Below are 18,432 nucleotides of genomic sequence, written 5' to 3'. Positions count from 1 at the left end.
GACGTCTTTAACTCGCTCAGCAGAAGCCAAAGAAGAAAAACCAACCAACGTAATGGCCGCACCGATAAGCAAAATATTCTTAAGCATATTGTTCATTTTCAGCACCTTAAAACGGCATCAGCGCGCTCATAAAGAAACTCGTTAACCAACCTGCACTTTGCACTTCTTGTTGGTCACCTTTACCTGAATATTGAATTCTGGCATTTGCCACTCGATTAGACTCAACAGTGTTATCTGCGGTCACATCCTGAGGTCTTACCAACCCTTCTAAGCGAATAAATTCCTCGCCAGTATTGAGGGTTAACCACTTTTCACCGCGGATCACTAAATTACCGTTAGGCAATACTCGGGTTACATTGACTGATATATTCCCGAATAAGCTATTTGACTGATTAGACTTCGAATCACCAGAGAAAGAAGAACTGGATTTAGCACCAAACTGTATCGCTTCCTTTCCGATATTGATGGCATTGCCACCAAGACCAATCACAGGGTCTAAGCTCGAATCACTGGATTTATCCAGCTCAGAATTTGCAGCTTTGGTCGCCTGAGTCGTTTCTCTGAGTACGATGGTAATAATATCGCCGACTCTTAACGCTTTTTTGTCAGCATAAAGATCATTGGAGAACTGCGTATTAAATAATGACCCTGTTGCCACCATTTGGGCTTGATTATCCTCGGGATAGATAGGCGCATAATACGGATCGTCACGCACCACATTTTTATTTTGTGTTGTACTACATCCAGATAATGCAGCGACCGTTACGATGGCTAAATATAATGCACGCATAATACCCCCTACCCAATTACAGCTGTTGATTAATGTAGCTCAGCATCTGATCTACCGTTGAAATCACTTTTGAGTTCATCTCATACACGCGTTGTGTCTCAATTAGATTTACAAGCTCTTCGGTCACATTAACGTTTGACGTTTCAAGTGCGCCTTGCACAATCTTACCTAGCCCTTCAACGCTTGGATTACCTTGTACTGGTGCACCACTTACCGCAGTTTCTGTGTACAAGTTTTGTCCAATCGGTTCAAGACCTGATGGATTAATAAAGTCACTGATCGTCAACTGTCCGATAACAACGTTTTCAGCTTGTCCTGCAACGCGCACCGATACTTCACCATCTTGAGAAATAGTAATTGACTGTGCATCGTCGGGTACGTTCATCTCAGGTAACACAGGAAAACCCGCACCTGAGGTAACAATTCGACCTTCTTCATCCGTCGTGAACTGACCGTTTCTTGAATACGCAGTTGTACCATCTGGCATCTGAATCTCAAAAAAGCCCGGGCCTTGGATCATCCAATCCAAAGAGTTTTCGGTACTTAACATATTACCTTGAGAAAAGTTCTTTTGGTTGGCGACTACTTTGGCACCTGCACCAAGCATCAAACCAGACGGTAATTCTGTATCTTGAGAGCTGCGGCCACCTGGCTGATTGATGTTTTGATATAATAAGTCTTCGAATATCGCCCGACTCTTTTTGTAGCCGACGGTACTGGCGTTCGCCAAGTTGTTCGAAATAACTGAAATATCAGTTTGCTGAGCATCTAAGCCTGTTTTACTTATCCACAATGCCGGATTCATGATCTCTACCTCACTCTTAAACTATGCGTAGGAGCGAAGTGTGTCGCTCATCTATTTCTTCAGCTGTTTTCATCAGCTTAATTTGCATTTCAAATTGTCTTTGATGGTTGATCATATCCACCATCTCATGAACGGGATTGACGTTGGACATCTCTAAGAAGCCACTCATCACTTTTGCGGTTGGTGATATTTCACAAAAGCCACAGATCCCATCTTCTAGCTTATCTTCTTTTGGTCTATAAAGGCCGTCATTGCCTTTTTGCAGCTTATTATTATCTGCTTCAATAATTTTCAGCCGATCAACCACTTCAAGAAAGTTAGCAGGAGCGCCTTGTGGACGCACTTGAATAGAGCCATCGTCACTAAACACCACTTTATCAACGGGGATAGGTAAGACAATAGGTCCACCTTCGCCAATAAGTTGACGCCCATGAGCTGTGACCAACGCACCGTCATTACGAATATTGAGCGTGCCGACTTTGGTGTAAGCTTCTTCACCCGAGGCATCAACAACACTGATCCATGATTTATCATCTACTGCAATATCTAGCTCACGGCCAGTTTCAACGATTGCGCCACCGGTCATATTCGTACCTGGACGTTCTTGCATAGCAAAAACCCGAGAGGGTAACCCTTCTCCGAATGCCTGCATTGAACGCGCTTGAGCAAAATCTGCTTTGAAGCCAGTCGTGTTGGCATTAGCAAGGTTATTCGCTTTGAGTGCCACACCGCGTAAGCTCTGCTTAGCGCCTGACATTGCGATATACACCATTTTATCCATGACGATGACCTATAAAATTCAAACTTAATCTAGTTAATGCAAACACAGTGCCAAAGTGATGAGATGTTTTTGACGGGCATAAAAAAGGCTGCCTTTGTAGCAGCCTTTGGAGGGCATAATATATTATCGGATCTGTAATATATTTTGTTGTAATGTTGAGTTAACCTCAAGCGCTCGAGAGTTCGCTTGGAAGTTACGCTGGGCACTGATAAGGTCAACTAACTCGTTTGTGAGGTTGACGTTCGATTGCTCTAACGCCGATGAACTAATACCACCAAGCGTACCTGTGTTTGGCTCGCCTGCTAGGGGCTCACCGGAAGATAGACTTTTCTTCCACTCAGTATTACCAATCGCTTGGAGGCCTTGAGAATTCGGGAAGCGTACGAGCGCGACTTGCCCTAGGAAAGTCGAGTCACCGTTAGTGTATGAAGCTACTACTTTGCCATCAGTACCAATATCAATACCAGCTAGTCGACCTACGGTTGCACCGTCTTGTTCCAGAGCTTTCACTTCAAATCGACCTGATGAATATTGTGTCGGTAACTTCTGAGCCGTGTTTGCTTCATCACGCCAGTTAACAACAATATCATTCGGGAAGGTTGCGCCGTTTTCTAACAAGTTTGACATACCGATAGTTGGGTCAACTGCATCTTGAGGTCCAGCAAGACTTAAGGGGTTAAATGTCGAGCCAGTATTGTTGTTAAAAACAAGCGGCGTAGCTGAAGGATCGGCAGCCGTCTGTGATGGAATACCGCTAGCATCGAAACGGAACACACTAACTGGCGTATAAGGAACAGGTGGTGTTGCTGCTGGATCAATTTGCTGCGCATTATGGTTAAAAGGTTTATCGTCCATTGTTGCGTAAGTTGACCATTCATTATCCGCCGTTTTTCTGAAGAATAGCTGCAGTGTATGTGATTCACCCAGTGAGTCATATACCGTAATTGCCGTTCTTGAGTTATACGATGCACTTTGCGTAGGATCGAATGCAATCGTAGGTGGCTGCGCCGTTGCATCTAGATTAAATGATGTATAAATTTGCGATGTTGCTCGAGGAGACCCTGATGCATCTGGAATTTGAATTGGCGATGTTGTGCTTAGACTCAAAGACGTTGTATCACCCGTTGATGGATCAACAGGGAAGCCTTGCAAGTAGTCACCTTTTGCATTCACGATAAAGTTGTCTTTATTTAATTTAAATGCACCAGCTCGAGAATACGTAAAATCCTGTGATTGAAGAGAATTTGACATGGCAAAATAGCCTTCGCCCTCAATCGCCAAGTCTAGCGAGTTCTGCGTGAACTTTAATGACCCTTGGTGAAACTGCTGCGCTACCATAGTAGTTTGTACACCATCACCATTTTTCGTTTTGCCAGAGCTAAAAACCGAAGACGCGTAAACATCAGCAAATTCTGCGCGAGATTCTTTAAAACCCGTCGTGTTCACGTTAGCAATGTTATTTGCTGTTACGTCCAAGTCTTTTTGCGCGGCGGCAATACCTGTCAGTGCTATATTGAAACTCATACTCTCACCTCTAAGTTCTTAAGGTTAATTCTTTAAAACTACTATGCTATTTCAGCAATATCAGTTAAGCGCACCGCGCCTTCTTTGGTATTAATGACGATGCCGTTAGCACCATTAACATTAACACTGTCAATATTTCTAAATGTGGCCGAAGGTAAAGTCTGATATTCACCTTCAATCATGCCTTCGGCTTTTATGGTGTATTCCCCAGGGGCATCATCTCGCCATCTTTATTCTTACCATCCCACTCAAAACGCACAGCGCCCACACTTTGCTCACCAAACTCAAGCGTCTTAACAATCGCTCCAGATTCGTCATAAATACCCACAGATAAATTCTGCACAGGCTCTTGGACAATCACCGAGCCCTTTGTAAGTGCATCATCACCATGTTCTAACGTCGTTGATTCGAGTAATGCTTTTTTACCAATCAGCGTTGATGCTTGAAGCGCTGAGTTAGAAGTCATTGATGCAGCTAACGAGTCAAAGTTCTCATTTAACTTTGAAATCCCCTCGGCCATGGTAAAACTTGTCATCTGCGCGATCATTTGATCGTTGTCCGCAGGCTTACTTGGATCTTGGAAAGAGAGCTGTTGAGTAAGCAGCGAGAAGAAATCTTCTTGCGATAGCTCATCTCTGGGCTTTTTCTCCTCGGCCTGTTTCTGCCTGTCCCAGTAGAGTGAATCTACACCCGTTGAAGAAGTGGCATTTACATTATTACTCATCAGCTGTTACTCCCAATTTAGCGCTGGCCTAGTTGCAATGTTTTACTAAGCATTTGCTTTGCAGCATCTGCAACTTGAACATTGGTTTGGTAAGAGCGAGAAGCAGAAATCATGTTTGCCATCTCCTCTACCACATTCACATTCGGTTTATAAATGTAGCCATTTGCGTCAGCACTTGGGTGGTTTGGGTTATATTCAACTTGAAGCGGCTTATCGCTCTCAACCACACCTAATACTTTTACTCCAACTGACGATCCCGCGACATTGCTCTGGGAAGCTGAAGCTTTGGAAAGTTCAGCGGCAAATACAGGGTGTCTAGCGCGATAAACATTATCTTGACTAGAACTCACTGAGTTTGCGTTCGAGATATTACTTGCGGTGGTATTTAGTCGCACATTCTGTGCACTCATCCCTGAACCCGCAATATCGAAAACGTTATATAAACTCATAATTATGCCCCTTGTCCGCCGAGTGCCTTCTTAAGGCCACTGAACTTACCACCAAGAAATTGCAAACTGGCTTGGTACTCTAATGCATTCTGTACATACAAATTTCGTTCCACTTGTATGTCTACTGAGTTACCATCACCTGTATCTGCTTGATTTGGCGAACGATATAGTTCAGATGAGTTACTCATTTTAGTACCACCACTGAGGTGTTTTGCATCTGTTCTAACCATATCATTGCCGCTTCTTTGCATTGTCTTTGCCGCTTTCAAAGCACTAGCAAAGTCGATATCTTTAGCTTTGTATCCTGGAGTGTCTGCGTTTGCGATATTGCTTGCTAGAATTTCAGCGCGTTGTGAGCGAAGCAGCATAGTATGCTGATGTATACCCAACGCTTTATCGAAACTAATTGCCATTATCTGACTCCAAAAAATTGACTCAGGTATGACAAAGCAATCTTTAGGCCAGTTTTAAGGTTAAATTTATCCCTTAAATTTCATACAATTAAACTATATTTTTGGAATAATTAAACTTAAATCAGTGTTGAGTCGGTAACGTAAATAAGAGCAAATATTCGAATAATTGCCAACTTGGCTGAAGCAATTTGAGGCTAAAAGGTAGGAGATAGTTATTAGAATTACGTTACAAATTGCAAATACTAGCTATAGCGACTATCCCTGCCGCTATATGTGAGTATTAAGTCTTTTTCTGATAGATAATCCCAGGATTACAACGGATCATATTAAAGTCGTCACTCAACCCCGCCATCGATTCCGACGCCCCTAAAAACAAATAGCCATTCGGGTTTAACGACTGAGCAAATTGCGAAATGATTTTGGCTTTCACTTCAGGTGAAAAATAGATCAGGACGTTACGGCAGAAAATAACATCAAACTTACCCATCAACGCGTAAGAATCTAGCAAGTTTAAATGTCTAAAGCTGACCATTTTACGGATAGGTTCAACTACCTTAGCCATTCCATTACCGCTATCCATAAAAAACTTCTTTCTGCGCTCAGGCGACAACCCTCTCGCCAACGCCAACGCGTCATATTCAGCATTCTTACACATATCAAGCATCGTGTTAGAAATGTCTGTACCAACGATCTGAACACCCATTTTCAGCGCGCCTGGGCTTTTACTCACATATTCACTCGCAGACATCGCAATTGAATATGGCTCTTGTCCTGATGAACTTGCCGCCGACCAAATCTTAACTGGACGTCTCAAGTCTTTAAACTCTGGTAAGATTTTCGATTTAATTAGCTCGAACGGATAAGTATCCCTAAACCAAAGTGTTTCATTCGTTGTCATCGCATCCACCACAGCGGCACGCAATTGCCGCTCATGGGGACTGAGTGTTTTAGCTACTAAAGACGATAGTGTTTCCACACCAAAGCGAGCCATCAGAGGAGCGAGTCGGCTTTTGACCAAGTACAATTTATTGTCACCCAGTACAATACCGCACTGTTGCTCCAAAAAGGTTCTAAATTGGTCGTACTCTTTTTGCTCTAAATGCTTATTTTCCAAGTGCTACCACCAGCTTTAATCACAATGAACCCATTTTTTAACCGCTGAAGCTAATTCATCTGGGTTAAACTTAGCAATAAAATCATCAGCGCCAACCTTCTCAATCATGGCCTGATTAAATACACCACTCAGTGAAGTATGGAGTATCACATGCAATGGCGCTAATTTTGGATCAGCTTTTATTTCAGCCGTTAGCGTATAACCATCCATTTCTGGCATTTCAACGTCAGAAATCAATAGCCCAACTCGCTCGGTGACATTATTTTGACAGTCCATTTCGGCAATTTCACGAAGCCTGATAAGTGCTTCTTTACCATTCTTTGCCAGCTCAGTCTGAACACCTAATGGCTCCAATGCACGTTTGACCTGATTACGAGCAACCGCAGAGTCATCAGCGATAAAGACAATACGTTCGCCTAAATCTTTTTGCATTTCACCATCAGAGACAATGTCAGCACTGACTTCCGTGTTGATCGGGCAAATTTCATTGAGGATCTTTTCTACGTCTAATATTTCAACTAGCTCGTTTTCAATTTCTGTAACCGCTGTCAAATAGGAATAACGGCCTGCCCCAGATGGCGGGGGCATTATTTTTTCCCAGTTCATATTCACAATGCGTTCTACCGCACTGACTAAAAAGCCTTGAACTGAACGGTTGTATTCCGCAATTACAATAAAACAATTGCGAATATCTTGAATAGGAGGCCCACCAACCGCAAGTGACATGTCAATTACGGATATTGTTTGGCCTCGAATATGAGCAACCCCTCGAATCAAAGGGTTTGACTTGGGCATGCTTGTCAATGCTGGACATTGAAGCACTTCTCGGACTTTGAAAACGTTAATGCCGAAGCGCTGTCGACCTTGAAGTCGAAAAAGTAATAGCTCGAGACGGTTTTGTCCAACCAGCTGTGTACGTTGGTTAACCGAGTCTAAAATACCTGCCATTTCAATCTCCTACTGTATAAACCGCTAATCGGAACGATCTTTGCTTCGACTCTGATATGGTTTACCACCCTTGATTAGGTGCAGTTATTAAAGCAGAATCTTTATACCTTGTTTCACCCCATAAGCATAGTCGAAACATCATGAGTTTGTTAAAAAAAACCCATTACATTCAGTTTTTTTGTTTGTTCGCTTATTTTATAGGCGTTGACTATGGTTATTGTCAGCAATATGACAACAAAACTTTAGAACAAAGCGCAATAGAATTTGTTGAACCAAATGTAGAGCAAGATCCCGACAGCCAGCTATCACTAACTGCTATACCACTTGATTCAAGAATTCCAGCAAGAGATTGTCAATCGCCGTTGCAATATAGTACAGCAATGACTCCGCCTTTTGACACTCAAGTGACAGTACAAATTAGATGCAACGATACCCTCAGCTGGACTCAATACGTCCACGTGCGTATCGATCACCTCTTCCCTATTTTAGTTAGCGCGACCATGTTAGAAAAAGGCCGTGTTATTCAGGATGACGATGTGAAAATAGAGTATCAGCCGAAACGTTTTCGTAGGGTTTCCTATATAGAAGATAAGTCGATACTAATAGGCAGTAGAAGCAAACGTAATATCAGAGAAGGTCAAGCCTTTACTCAGGCTCATATTTGTATGGTCTGCAAAGGCGATACTGTGACGATTATTGCTAAATCAGGTGGGCTTGTGATCAAAACTCAAGGAGAAGCGCAGCAAGATGGCAACCGTGGTGAACTTATTAATATTAAAAACGCTCGCTCTGGCAAAACCTTACGTGCTAGAGTAATAGAAGTGGAAACAGTAGAGGTGAATTTATAAAAAATTTGCTAAAGTAATACTATTAAACGCCGATAACAAGGCTGAGAGTATAATTTTATTGGGTCTACAATCATGGTTAATCAAGTTAACGGTCAGAATCAGTCTACATCCGTTGCTAATAATGTTAAGCAACAGAAGGCTGAATTGCAAAGAAATGATGCTAATAGTGCGTCAGTTAAATCACCAGCTACACCGAAAGCAGCTGCGGATTCAGTGAGCCTGACTCCACAAGCGCAACAGCTGAAAACGGTCAACGAAAAAGCGCAGCAGTCATCAGGCTTTGACGACAAGAAAGTCGAAGAACTGAAAAAAGCGATTGCAGAAGGCAAGTATCAAGTTGACGCGGAAAAACTAGCCAAAAACATAGCTGCATTTGAGTTCGAAATATATGGATGATTTGGTTCGGCTCTGCCACCACAAACTTTCAGAACAAATCTCGACGCTAGAAGCGATGACCCAGCTTCTGGCTCGTGAGCTTGACGAGCTCGCGTCTCGGCGTGGCGACAACTTAAAAGAAATCGCTCGTGAAAAGCTAACTCTCATTTCAAAACTGCAAAAGCTCGACAATGAATTGTCAAAAACTGAGTCTCACGTCTTTGAAAGCAGTGAAGTAGCCCCGCTCGTTGCTAAAGTGCGAGCACTACTCAGTGAGTGCCAAACCAAAAATGAAATCAATGCTAAAACGGCTCATCAGGCTAATGTAAGCACACGTGAACTAAAAGGGATCTTAATTGGCGCACCAACTTCGATTACATATGGTCAAGATGGCAGCGTGAAAAGTAGCGACAGTGAATTGGTACGTAACCTAAAGGCGTAGCCACGCCTGTCGTATTTTAGTATTGAAGAACAATCGAAGTGAAACGCATTAAGTAAGCGATATGTGATGAGTGCTTACTTAAAGCTATAAGATATCTTCTTAATTTTCTGCGGCTTGACTTGAGTAATATACAAATCATAAACGCGTTTCATATCAAGCTCTAACTCCGTCGCGTAAGTATCACCAACTGCGTAACTTTTCAGCACCTTAGCCCCACGAACAAGTCCATTTACTTGGCTCTTAAGACCGTCGTTTTGCGCAACCGCTCCTTTTACCGTAATAGTGGATGTCAAATTCTGGCCATACAGTTGCTCAGCCAATTCACGATACGCTTCTAATTTTGACACTTTAATGGCCATTAGCTGCTTCTCACCCGCAGTTTTACCCGGCTGAGCACTCAAAGGAGCGTACCCCACAGCCCGTAAAACAGGAAAAGTTTCCGGTTGCACTGTTTCATATTCAATATGCTTATCAACGAGGCTTGAACAGCCGCTGAGCCCTGCTAGCGAACAAACCATAACAACTGAACTGATAGAATTAGTGATACGCATTTCACCCCACTCCGCTACAATATATACCAATCAAAATTAAGCACTTCCCCAACATCTTGGTCTCGCAAGGGTTGTTGTGGTTTCATTGAGTATTGGCAAGAAATAAAATTAACTTTCATAATGTGTGATTATGCACGAACCTTGCCAAAATTTGGCACAGGTATTGCTGAGTTGAAGAGTAGTTTTTGATCTGGGCATTTAAACATGAAAAAGCAATTCGCGACCAGTCTATCACTGTTGTGTATCACCTTGGTTCATCCAGCTTATGCTGAATGGTTTGAAGTTACCGGCATGGCTGACGTTAAAAATGGCGACCATCAAAAAGCCAAAAGAAAGGCGGTAAATGACGCCATCACACAAGCTTTGCTGTTTTCTGGCGCTTCGGTGAGTAGTGTGCAAACCGTCACCGATGGTGTGCTCACCCAAGATCAACTTAAGATCCGCTCAAATGCTGAAATCCAAAGTGCCAACGTAATTGCTGAAGCAAAAGTTGGTGACTCATGGCAGGTGACATTACATATCGATATTACCCCACAGAGTGCTCAGTGCCCTACTAGTGCTTACGACAAACAGGTTGCAGTCACACAAAGTCAGTTAAAAAATAAACACCAAGCAACACTAGGTCAAATTTTTGACATAAATAAAGCGGTGAGCGAGCGCCTATACCAGACAATGTCTGAACAAAAGTTGAGCTTAGAACCTGTTCCCTATTTCGCACAGACCATAGACGTTAACCGCTTTTTCAGCCAGCGGTTTGATTATAATGAACAGCTAATCGAGACCATTACGGCAAATACGAACAGCCAATTTGTATTACTGAGTCAAATTACTGATATTGCTGGTGTCGATAAACTTAATAGCGACTTCGCATTTTGGCAAAGTGATAAATATTTAAGAAGCTTCAAGGTAGACTTTGCGCTGTTTGATGCACTTTCTCATGAAAGGGTGTGGCAAAAGCAATATGCCACTCAAGGCGTGTGGCCGTTTAAGAAAACCAAACTAATTGATGTGTACAGTGAGCGCTTTTGGCAGACAGATTATGCTGATGAGATCCAAACCACGCTGACACAAATCGCAACTGATTTAAACGCAGCGGTGGCCTGCTTACCAACCAACGGCAAAATCCTACATATCGATGATGAACAAGTCGTTATTAATTTGGGCCGCATGCATGGCTTAGAGAATGGCCAGATCCTTAACGTAGCGCATAGTAATCCGCTGACTAATGTCGATGGTAAAATATTTATGCATCAAATTAAAACCATTAATAAACTGCAAGTGATCCAGGTGAATGCGCAAAACGCCATTGCGGTAAATATCAGTAATCGCCCACTTCACAATGTGCAAATTAATGATTTGGTTGAAATTCAAATAGAAAATGAAAATGAGTTTGAACTGTAAGGTTAAGACTACCTATGACGCAGACAAGATTTTCGACGACTTTACACACTCTACATCATGCTTCCGCCGCCCATTTACTTTGGTAATTCCACGCAAAAGTGATACCAATGGCGTCCCCAGTAGGAATCGAACCTACATCTAAGCCTTAGGAGGGCCTTGTTTTATCCATTAAACTATGGGGACAATCTCTAAAGTCAGATAACGATCGCTTTTTTTGACCTTCACTAGCGGGATCTGCGGTACTTAATACCAATGAAAGTCGAGAATTGTTGATTCTCTGTTGTACTGCATCTCAGTGACTTCACTTTAGTATACTGATCTTAATGAACTTTTAAAGATTAATAGTCAATTTATTCGCGGTAATAAATGAGGTGGTTCAGTAGGTGAATACGCAGCAGTTAAGACCCACTACTGCGCTATCAGTTACTTCACTTGAGGTGTGAATAAGAAGTAGGATAGTTCTTCGTTTAATAAAACCTAAACGGTATTTTCTTCTAAAAACCGCTATTTGAAGTACTACCTTGCAGCGGTTGCCTGATCATCAAGGATAAAATACGGGATGGTCACCACCGTGCTTGCTATCACTAAGTTGGTGTTAAACTCTAACAATCTTGCATTTACCTCCACGCCTCGTGGACGGTAAACCATAGTGCCTGTGAGCAAATGGCTGGGAGATTGCGTGTTTTTCAAGCGGCTTGCTTTACGCGAAAAAGTCAAGTCGCCACTGGATGTCACTTCAATTTTCCCCAATGCTTTAAAGTCTAACGCTTGATAACCCAGCTTTTGCATTTGATGCATTAAGGACTCAGCCAATTGGTTTCCTAGCTGGTTTGTATCCCTTAATGATTCATTAAAGTTGACAAAACTGGCTACCGCTATCGACTCAGGCTTTTGCCCTAATACAGTATCTGACAGTTCCAACGCAATTTGATTGGCGTAGTTAGCAATTTCTTTGCGATGACGATAGCTAACGAAGCCAATATCTTGCAATACCGCGGCTTGTGAATCTTCATTACGCTCTTGCTCTTCCATCATGGCATATAATATTTCCATGTCGGATTGCTGCGTTTCTGTAGGTTCGGAAGCCATTTGTTTTGTCATTTCGCAGCCACCGAGTAATGCAAGTGTCGTCGCGAATAGCACTACATTTTTCATCATCGCCTCCGAATTAGTTCGCACGCTCTATACGAATGCCATCGTATGCCGCACCATCTTGTAGGGCGTTAACTACGTTTTGCGGTAAAAAGCCTTGAGCAGAACCCACGACACTTTTACTTCTAAGCCCAACCACTCTGGCATTAACCATAACCCCGCCCTGATGATTCACCAAAGTACCACCTAGCACATACAAAAAAGGATGGTCGTCAGATAGCTCTAAAAAGTCACGGCTAAAAATGAAATCGCCTTCAGGTGTCACCCGGATATAGTCTGTTGTTTTAAAGTCCACAACAGGGATCCCAAATGCATGAAGCTCATGGATAAAGCTTTCAGCCAACTGGTTACCCAGCAAGGAACCTTTATCAAATTCTTTATCTAAAAATACAAAGCTTGTCACTGCTACCGGCGTTTTCTCATTCACGTGTTTCAAGTTTGCAACCATGTCTTGCATAATAGACTGGACATAGTGAGTGACATTTTTACCAGCCATTTGCTGAGAAACAGTGAATTGTTTCATACCGTTTGGATTACTTTGATACATCGAAGATTTTTCAAAGCCATTACGCACGGGCTCAGCCTGAGCATTATCCACCGCAAAAAAGTTACTCTGAGCACAGCCAACCATCAATGAAAGCGGCAAAACCAAACTTAATACTTTTTTCATTACTTTCATCTCCACTAATATTGGCTTCGTATAATCTGACCGTCACGATTTGTGACACGCTCCGTACCCCACATAACAGCTTTTGGAATGCTGATTGATGCGGCTGAGACGGCTCGATTATGTAACGTATCGACCAGCCGCGCATTGACCAAATAGGTATCTCGACTTTCTACGATTGTCCCGACCACCACGAGGTCAATTTTCTGGCGCTGATTCAGCACATTCAATTCTCGACTTAACATACTATCGGCAGAACTTTGTAAAGATAAAGCGTTTCTGAGTCGATATTCCACGACATCTGCCCCCATTTGACTTAAATGGGTCATGAGGGATTCTTGCAAGGCCACGCTCAAGCCTGAACCTTGTCCAGCAACGGTATCATCCAGCTGATTAGCCTTAAAAAAACTCGTCACAGCAACCGTTGAATTCGGCTTGAACGGCCGTACATACTGCCCGAGTTCCGCGGCTAACTGAGCGCCAAATCCATCTAAGTCAGGTAAGATTTCTTGCTGCTGGGTCGCTTCTCTTTTGCCGACCTGTTGGCTGTTTGTACACCCTGCCAACAACATAATCACTATGAGTGCTAGATATTTCATTTCACCAAGCCCACGATAAACTTATTGGATAAAATGCAAAATACGCACCAAGTTTTAAAGTCGATGACTGGTGTAATGGCTAACCAAACAGCTTAAACCTGCACGCTTAAGTTGCTGGCAACCTTTGTATGCAGAGGCCTTATCTGCAAATGCACCTAATTTGAGCCGATAATATTTCGTATTTTGAATATCTATTTGCTCGATATTCACTTCGCTTGTTGCAAAGTCTTGCGGTAACTTATCCTTGAGTTGCTCGTAGGTTTGCCTAAGCTTGGTATATTCCGTTGTAGAGGCCAATTGAATTGCGAATTCAGCTATCTCGACAGGCTGTTCTTGTTTCTCGGTGGGCTTTGTTTTTTGCTCTATCACTTGCTCGGGTTGCTCTGCTAAAAGCTCAGCATGCTTTTGCTTTGCAAGCGAATTTGATAGCTGCATCGCAATAACATCTAAATCTTCCTGCACTTCTTCAAACTTAGCAACCTGCTGTTTTAGCGCTCTGAGCTGTTCTACTTCTTGTTGTAAGGTGCTTACCTGCTGTTCCAGTAAAGATAGCTGCTTCTTCATTTGTAATGAGTCAAGTTGACTCTTGCTCGCAGTTGCTTGGCAACCACTTAACGCAACGAAACTGAGCATAATGAGATGCCACTTAATTGATTGCATTGTTTTCTCTTTCATAAATAGTTAAGGCTTCCACCGTGCAAGAAACTTTGAAGGGAAGTAGATTTTGGCAAATATTTGCCGCATTTTGTGTGGCGTCATCTCTTAATATAAGTAAATAAGTGGCGTCGCCTTCTTGTTGCGCATACCCAAAACCACCGCTTAATAACGCGGGATAACGCTTAGCCAAAATCGCCGCATACACTTTTAATATCGTTAATGTCTTGAAGCGTCCAACTACAGCAAACTCTTGCGTGGTTGCGCGCTGTCGTTGTAATTCGTGATTTACATCAAGCAGCAAGTCTCCCTCTGCACTTAACTCCACTTCTATCTGTTGAGTACTGGCTACCGCGAGCCTTTTCGCATCACTTATCGCTGTACGGTAAGTCCCAGGCTTCAAACCAGTAAATACATAGTAGCCGTCATATGCCGTCTGAGTGCGCGCGACTTCGTTACCCATTTCATCAAGTAAACTTACGGTGGTGAACCCTGCAGGTCGGCGCTCAGTACCCTCATTGATTTCAACAATACCTTCAACTTCCGACGAGTTTACAAATGGTATTTCAACATATTCAATATGACCGGGTCTTGGAGTGAATGAAAAGCCATCATTAGCGGGAATTAAAAAGGGTTCAGGGATCGTTTCTTTGTCAACAATAATATCTGTTCGTTTGTAATTAACCATTGCGGGTAATAGAGCCACACCGTCGTCGTCAGTTTTACCTTGTGCAAAGTTTTGCAATGCTTTTATAGTTACCCCCTTCAGCGGTAACTCCCCATCGTCAAGATAGCCGTTATTATTTTGGTCGATAAAAGCACGAATCATCAAAGAGCCAAACTGCGACAAGCGTTTGCCAGTTAAAAAAACCTGATCTACGGTTTCGCCTGCTCCAATACTTACTTGTCCAGAGAGGCCTAGTTGCCAGTTATCATCGTTATCGTATTGCAAGTCTGTTAACAACCGAAACTTATCATGGTTCCAGCTCAATCCAAGTTCGGTTTTATAGTATTCCGCAGCAAAGTCTTTGTATAAGGTAATGCCAAGATCAAGCTCAGGACTTAGCGCTTTGCTCAACTCTAGCTCAGCAGCTGTAATTTCATTAGCAGGTTCTATGTCATACCAAGTAGTAAAACGACTATATATCCCAAAAATCCTTCGCTGCCAGCGCAAGTAGCCACTCACATCGCTGGCTTGATCTGTCTGCGCTTGCCACACAAATTGGTTACTGAAAGTGCCCCAATAATTCCCCGTGCTAAACAGCAGCGACGCTTGCTCGGTGGTGTCTATATTAGCTCTATTAAGCTGAAAGTATTCAGCACGATAGTAAATTTTAGCGGCATCAAAAAGAGACCAATCTCCCGCCGCCGTTAATTTTATCTCGGTCGCATTTTCATCCCGTTCTAAATCTTCCTTTAGCTCAAATTTAGCACCTACCTGCTGGCCAAATAGACGGGTTCGAGTATTTGCAGAGAGACGTTGGTTCGCTTCGCTCTTACTATAGTCAACATCCAGTAATAGTCGTTTATTAATATTGGTGTTAAACCCTGTAGAAAAGTATTGTTCTGAGGCACTATTTTTTACACCTTGACGATGCTGCAAGCCTGCATACACCGCAAAATTTTTAGTAAGACCGTAGTCAAATCGACCATTTACTTGCCAGCTTGATGCTCCTGATACCGCAGTCTTGTCGTCCAGTATACTTTTGCCCGTCTCAGTAATTGATACGGCAAAAAAGCCTTCATCTTCGTTTACGGTGCTCTGTTCAACATAATAGGTCTGCACTTCTTTTGATACTTGACCTTGCCCTCCATACATCACCAGTTCAAAGGTATTTTCACCAAATAGTAAATCAATATTTTCAAACTCATAGCGCCCAGATTGAACATTATTTTCTTGCCCTATTAGCAATCCATTTCGATAAAGCTCTACGTCCCACCCTACCTGAACAGGACCTGAGATGACAATACGCTGACGGTTAGTGCGGCTATCTAACGGCGCGTTACTGAAGTTCACTCCTCGCCCTTCTTCATTTAGCGCATCAACTCCAACTTGAACACTCTGTACATCACCGAGCGATACCTTGGTAAAGTTGCCAAACGGTAAAACATCGGCTTTTTTAGAAGCACGGTTTAGGGATAATCGTGAGCGATTAATCACATCTCCCTCTCTACCAGCAATAAAATACTGAGCTTGCCAATAGGCGATGTCTTGCGAACCAATAAGGGAATAAGACGTCTGACTAATGTCTTCAGTCACCTGCGCATTTATCTGAGCATCCAGCACTGGTTTACCGATGCTTTGATAAGGACTTGGTCGCCACGGTAATGTTGCGCTGGCATTGCGGTCAAACCTGACAACTTCTCTTCCTAATCGCTGTTGCTGTGCTTCTATTGGCAGAATTTGCCTACTTTTAACCGTAAGAGATAAATCCTGTATATCGGTAAACAGGCTCACATCGAATAAGGTCGCAACGATATAATCGGCGAGAAATACCTCACCATTGATAACCTGAACCTCCTTATCACTCAATTGCGTTCGCTGCCCTTTGCTCTCAACTAAATGCGCTTTGGCATTAAGACTAAAGGTGTTTTCAGGTGTGAAGAACCAGCCATCAAAAGTTCCTGATACATCTTCTGATACCACAAAGCCCAAAGCTGAAAACAAGCTCAAGAGTTCCACATTGACGCCTTGTTCCGACGTCACCGCGATCACTTCACCTAAATATAAATTTCCTTTATAAGCGGATAAAAACAGTTCCGTACCAACATCAACCCGAGAGACCACCCGCTCACTTTGCTGTATCGCAAGTTTTGCTTTTACTCGTTCAACCCGTTCTAATAGCTGTTGCAAAGTATCAACCTGCGATGCCATAGCAGGTTGATAGCATAGTATGCCAATTAGTAACGCGCGCCAAATAGCGGGGGCTCTCATTACGTTCGCTTACCCTAAACTACAAAGATACCGAATCATCTACAAAGGTGCGGTCAGTGTACTCCTCATCACCCACATACTTGATTAAGACCTTGCCTGATGGCCCAAGCTTAATTGCAGGGTCTATCGAGAATTCTACACTCCTTTGATTAAGCTCTGGATATACGGCAAACTTATTTAATACTCCGATCCGCACCGGTTTAACGTCATTTTTCCCCTGCCAATAAGCGGATAATTCGCCAAAGCTACTATATTTCCCAGTTCGATTAAGTAGTACCGTAATTGCCTGACGACCATTTTTCGCGTTGCTTACAATGACATCCTCAAGCTGTACTTGCGGGTTCGCATCGCCAACTCGTAGCATCACCGGAATGCTATAGCTCATCAGCACGTCAATATTGATACCTTCTTGCAGCTTGCCTTTATTATTCGGCAGCTCCCTAAAAAGCAAATGTGAGCGATACTCTCCTTGTTCCATATTCGCCTTTCTGCGCACAGCCAGCTTTATTACCTGACGCTCACCAGGCCCTAGTGTTACTTGCCTAGGTGAAATACGAATGAAATGGCTTGCAGCCATAGGGTTCATTTTTTGCTCGGCAAAGTTGGCATAACCACCTTCTTTAAGTGCTAGCTTCTCTTGAAATTCAAGTCGATAAGATTTGGTCACATCACCATTATTAATGATTGTAACCCTCTCAATTCTCTGACGCTCTTCGAAAGCAACCCGTGTTGGGGTGATCATCAGATTGGCGCTTACTTTACAGCAACAAAACAAAAGCAGCGTTAATATTAATTTATTCATAATTTAGTAAGACAAAGTTATTTCAACGTTCAAGGTTTGCACTCCATCCGATAGCGATTTACCATTGCCAGCAAAGCGCAATTGACCACCGACCTTAAACTCACCAGACCCAACACTATCGGTGTAAATCGCCTTCTCGTGATACAGCTCTGTCAATTGGAAGGCATCGGATGCACCAAGATTCCAATATCCAAACCAGTCGTTGTAAATGGTAGATTGGACGCTAATTTGGCGATTGTGAGGAAAATCGGTCAAGAGGATTTCTGCCGCATGACCAAACTCTACGAATAGAATATTGCTTGAGGTTTGTGGCCTAACATTAGGTTCTATTGTCACAGTGCCTGCGCTATTTTGGTCAATAATCGCAATAGTGCCAAAGCTCAATTTCTTAACGACCGATATATCTTGAGCTTTGGCCAAGTGACTGGCAAAAAGCAATGCCAGTACCATGTAACGCC

General features: G+C 42.9%; 20 protein-coding genes, 1 tRNA gene and 1 pseudogene. 4 read left to right on the top strand and 18 right to left on the bottom strand.

Features of this window, described 5'->3' with window-relative positions:
- Positions 1-106 precede the first annotated feature (106 nt).
- From flgH to GSF13_RS11585, 9 genes and pseudogenes are all read right to left on the bottom strand, one after another.
- Positions 107-790, bottom strand: coding sequence for a flagellar basal body L-ring protein FlgH (flgH, locus tag GSF13_RS11625; protein ID WP_010606306.1), 684 nt, complete (start codon positions 788-790; stop codon positions 107-109).
- Between the two features lie 16 nt (positions 791-806).
- Positions 807-1,595 (bottom strand): flagellar basal-body rod protein FlgG, encoded by a 789-nt coding sequence (gene flgG, locus GSF13_RS11620; RefSeq protein ID WP_010606305.1) that lies wholly within the window; start codon positions 1,593-1,595, stop codon positions 807-809.
- Between the two features lie 16 nt (positions 1,596-1,611).
- Positions 1,612-2,376: a flagellar basal body rod protein FlgF gene (locus GSF13_RS11615; RefSeq protein ID WP_211868409.1), complete on the bottom strand. Its 765-nt coding sequence runs from the start codon at positions 2,374-2,376 to the stop codon at positions 1,612-1,614.
- A 123-nt stretch (positions 2,377-2,499) separates the two neighbouring features.
- On the bottom strand, positions 2,500-3,900 hold the full coding sequence (gene flgE / locus GSF13_RS11610; protein WP_010606304.1) for a flagellar hook protein FlgE: 1,401 nt from the start codon (positions 3,898-3,900) through the stop codon (positions 2,500-2,502).
- A gap of 41 nt (positions 3,901-3,941) precedes the next feature.
- A pseudogene (locus tag GSF13_RS11605) lies at positions 3,942-4,624 on the bottom strand (flagellar hook assembly protein FlgD).
- Between the two features lie 17 nt (positions 4,625-4,641).
- Positions 4,642-5,073 (bottom strand): flagellar basal body rod protein FlgC, encoded by a 432-nt coding sequence (gene flgC / locus GSF13_RS11600; RefSeq protein ID WP_010606302.1) that lies wholly within the window; start codon positions 5,071-5,073, stop codon positions 4,642-4,644.
- Between the two features lie 2 nt (positions 5,074-5,075).
- On the bottom strand, positions 5,076-5,486 hold the full coding sequence (gene flgB / locus GSF13_RS11595) for a flagellar basal body rod protein FlgB (protein ID WP_010369289.1): 411 nt from the start codon (positions 5,484-5,486) through the stop codon (positions 5,076-5,078).
- A 280-nt stretch (positions 5,487-5,766) separates the two neighbouring features.
- On the bottom strand, positions 5,767-6,600 hold the full coding sequence (locus GSF13_RS11590; protein ID WP_010369291.1) for a protein-glutamate O-methyltransferase CheR: 834 nt from the start codon (positions 6,598-6,600) through the stop codon (positions 5,767-5,769).
- A 15-nt stretch (positions 6,601-6,615) separates the two neighbouring features.
- Positions 6,616-7,548, bottom strand: a complete 933-nt coding sequence (locus GSF13_RS11585; protein ID WP_010606301.1) for a chemotaxis protein CheV — start codon at positions 7,546-7,548, stop codon at positions 6,616-6,618.
- Between the two features lie 140 nt (positions 7,549-7,688).
- Between GSF13_RS11585 and flgA the strand changes: the two genes are divergently transcribed.
- From flgA to GSF13_RS11570, 3 genes are all read left to right on the top strand, one after another.
- Positions 7,689-8,396, top strand: coding sequence for a flagellar basal body P-ring formation chaperone FlgA (gene flgA / locus GSF13_RS11580; RefSeq protein ID WP_010606300.1), 708 nt, complete (start codon positions 7,689-7,691; stop codon positions 8,394-8,396).
- 72 nt (positions 8,397-8,468) lie between these two features.
- A complete protein-coding gene (gene flgM, locus GSF13_RS11575; protein WP_010369298.1) occupies positions 8,469-8,792 on the top strand; it encodes a flagellar biosynthesis anti-sigma factor FlgM in 324 nt (107 codons plus the stop codon).
- Positions 8,785-9,213: a flagellar protein FlgN gene (locus tag GSF13_RS11570; protein ID WP_102056453.1), complete on the top strand. Its 429-nt coding sequence runs from the start codon at positions 8,785-8,787 to the stop codon at positions 9,211-9,213. The genes flgM and GSF13_RS11570 overlap by 8 nt, the downstream gene beginning before the upstream one ends.
- A 74-nt stretch (positions 9,214-9,287) precedes the next feature.
- On the opposite strand, the gene GSF13_RS11565 is transcribed toward GSF13_RS11570, so the two are convergent.
- Positions 9,288-9,764, bottom strand: a complete 477-nt coding sequence (locus GSF13_RS11565) for an LPP20 family lipoprotein (RefSeq protein WP_010606298.1) — start codon at positions 9,762-9,764, stop codon at positions 9,288-9,290.
- Between the two features lie 204 nt (positions 9,765-9,968).
- Here GSF13_RS11565 and GSF13_RS11560 point away from each other — a divergent pair, with 204 nt between their 5' ends.
- Positions 9,969-11,165, top strand: coding sequence for a flagellar assembly protein T N-terminal domain-containing protein (locus GSF13_RS11560; protein WP_206471555.1), 1,197 nt, complete (start codon positions 9,969-9,971; stop codon positions 11,163-11,165).
- A gap of 108 nt (positions 11,166-11,273) precedes the next feature.
- On the opposite strand, the gene GSF13_RS11555 is transcribed toward GSF13_RS11560, so the two are convergent.
- The 8 genes from GSF13_RS11555 to GSF13_RS11520 all read right to left on the bottom strand — a co-directional run bounded on the left by GSF13_RS11555 (position 11,274) and on the right by GSF13_RS11520 (position 18,424).
- A tRNA-Arg gene (locus GSF13_RS11555) sits at positions 11,274-11,348 on the bottom strand.
- Between the two features lie 333 nt (positions 11,349-11,681).
- Entirely contained in the window at positions 11,682-12,323 is a 642-nt protein-coding gene (locus GSF13_RS11550; RefSeq protein ID WP_249122775.1) for a FlgO family outer membrane protein, read from the bottom strand.
- Between the two features lie 10 nt (positions 12,324-12,333).
- Positions 12,334-12,987, bottom strand: a complete 654-nt coding sequence (locus GSF13_RS11545; protein ID WP_211868407.1) for a FlgO family outer membrane protein — start codon at positions 12,985-12,987, stop codon at positions 12,334-12,336.
- Between the two features lie 14 nt (positions 12,988-13,001).
- Positions 13,002-13,556 (bottom strand): FlgO family outer membrane protein, encoded by a 555-nt coding sequence (locus GSF13_RS11540; RefSeq protein ID WP_227387649.1) that lies wholly within the window; start codon positions 13,554-13,556, stop codon positions 13,002-13,004.
- Between the two features lie 81 nt (positions 13,557-13,637).
- Positions 13,638-14,243, bottom strand: coding sequence for an SPOR domain-containing protein (locus GSF13_RS11535; protein ID WP_010606293.1), 606 nt, complete (start codon positions 14,241-14,243; stop codon positions 13,638-13,640).
- Positions 14,230-17,172, bottom strand: coding sequence for a hypothetical protein (locus GSF13_RS11530; protein WP_249122774.1), 2,943 nt, complete (start codon positions 17,170-17,172; stop codon positions 14,230-14,232). The genes GSF13_RS11535 and GSF13_RS11530 overlap by 14 nt, the downstream gene beginning before the upstream one ends.
- A gap of 19 nt (positions 17,173-17,191) precedes the next feature.
- Positions 17,192-17,914 carry a fimbria/pilus periplasmic chaperone gene (locus tag GSF13_RS11525; protein WP_017218096.1) on the bottom strand — a complete coding sequence of 241 codons (723 nt, stop codon included), beginning with the start codon at positions 17,912-17,914 and terminating at the stop codon, positions 17,192-17,194.
- 63 nt (positions 17,915-17,977) lie between these two features.
- On the bottom strand, positions 17,978-18,424 hold the full coding sequence (locus GSF13_RS11520; protein WP_010606290.1) for a DUF4402 domain-containing protein: 447 nt from the start codon (positions 18,422-18,424) through the stop codon (positions 17,978-17,980).
- Between the last annotated feature and the right edge of the window lie 8 nt (positions 18,425-18,432).

Source organism: Pseudoalteromonas sp. M8 (assembly GCF_018141365.1).
Lineage (GTDB): Bacteria > Pseudomonadota > Gammaproteobacteria > Enterobacterales > Alteromonadaceae > Pseudoalteromonas.
This window is presented reverse-complemented; position numbering and strand designations above follow the sequence as displayed.

Coding starts and splice junctions, on each gene's coding strand:
- flgH (WP_010606306.1), bottom strand. CDS start 790: ATGCGTGCATTATATTTAGCCATCGTAACGGTCGCTGCATTATCTGGA.
- flgG (WP_010606305.1), bottom strand. CDS start 1,595: ATGAATCCGGCATTGTGGATAAGTAAAACAGGCTTAGATGCTCAGCAA.
- GSF13_RS11615 (WP_211868409.1), bottom strand. CDS start 2,376: ATGGATAAAATGGTGTATATCGCAATGTCAGGCGCTAAGCAGAGCTTA.
- flgE (WP_010606304.1), bottom strand. CDS start 3,900: ATGAGTTTCAATATAGCACTGACAGGTATTGCCGCCGCGCAAAAAGAC.
- flgC (WP_010606302.1), bottom strand. CDS start 5,073: ATGAGTTTATATAACGTTTTCGATATTGCGGGTTCAGGGATGAGTGCA.
- flgB (WP_010369289.1), bottom strand. CDS start 5,486: ATGGCAATTAGTTTCGATAAAGCGTTGGGTATACATCAGCATACTATG.
- GSF13_RS11585 (WP_010606301.1), bottom strand. CDS start 7,548: ATGGCAGGTATTTTAGACTCGGTTAACCAACGTACACAGCTGGTTGGA.
- flgA (WP_010606300.1), top strand. CDS start 7,689: ATGAGTTTGTTAAAAAAAACCCATTACATTCAGTTTTTTTGTTTGTTC.
- flgM (WP_010369298.1), top strand. CDS start 8,469: ATGGTTAATCAAGTTAACGGTCAGAATCAGTCTACATCCGTTGCTAAT.
- GSF13_RS11570 (WP_102056453.1), top strand. CDS start 8,785: ATGGATGATTTGGTTCGGCTCTGCCACCACAAACTTTCAGAACAAATC.
- GSF13_RS11565 (WP_010606298.1), bottom strand. CDS start 9,764: ATGCGTATCACTAATTCTATCAGTTCAGTTGTTATGGTTTGTTCGCTA.
- GSF13_RS11560 (WP_206471555.1), top strand. CDS start 9,969: ATGAAAAAGCAATTCGCGACCAGTCTATCACTGTTGTGTATCACCTTG.
- GSF13_RS11550 (WP_249122775.1), bottom strand. CDS start 12,323: ATGATGAAAAATGTAGTGCTATTCGCGACGACACTTGCATTACTCGGT.
- GSF13_RS11545 (WP_211868407.1), bottom strand. CDS start 12,987: ATGAAAAAAGTATTAAGTTTGGTTTTGCCGCTTTCATTGATGGTTGGC.
- GSF13_RS11540 (WP_227387649.1), bottom strand. CDS start 13,556: ATGTTGTTGGCAGGGTGTACAAACAGCCAACAGGTCGGCAAAAGAGAA.
- GSF13_RS11535 (WP_010606293.1), bottom strand. CDS start 14,243: ATGCAATCAATTAAGTGGCATCTCATTATGCTCAGTTTCGTTGCGTTA.
- GSF13_RS11530 (WP_249122774.1), bottom strand. CDS start 17,172: ATGAGAGCCCCCGCTATTTGGCGCGCGTTACTAATTGGCATACTATGC.
- GSF13_RS11525 (WP_017218096.1), bottom strand. CDS start 17,914: ATGATCACCCCAACACGGGTTGCTTTCGAAGAGCGTCAGAGAATTGAG.
- GSF13_RS11520 (WP_010606290.1), bottom strand. CDS start 18,424: ATGGTACTGGCATTGCTTTTTGCCAGTCACTTGGCCAAAGCTCAAGAT.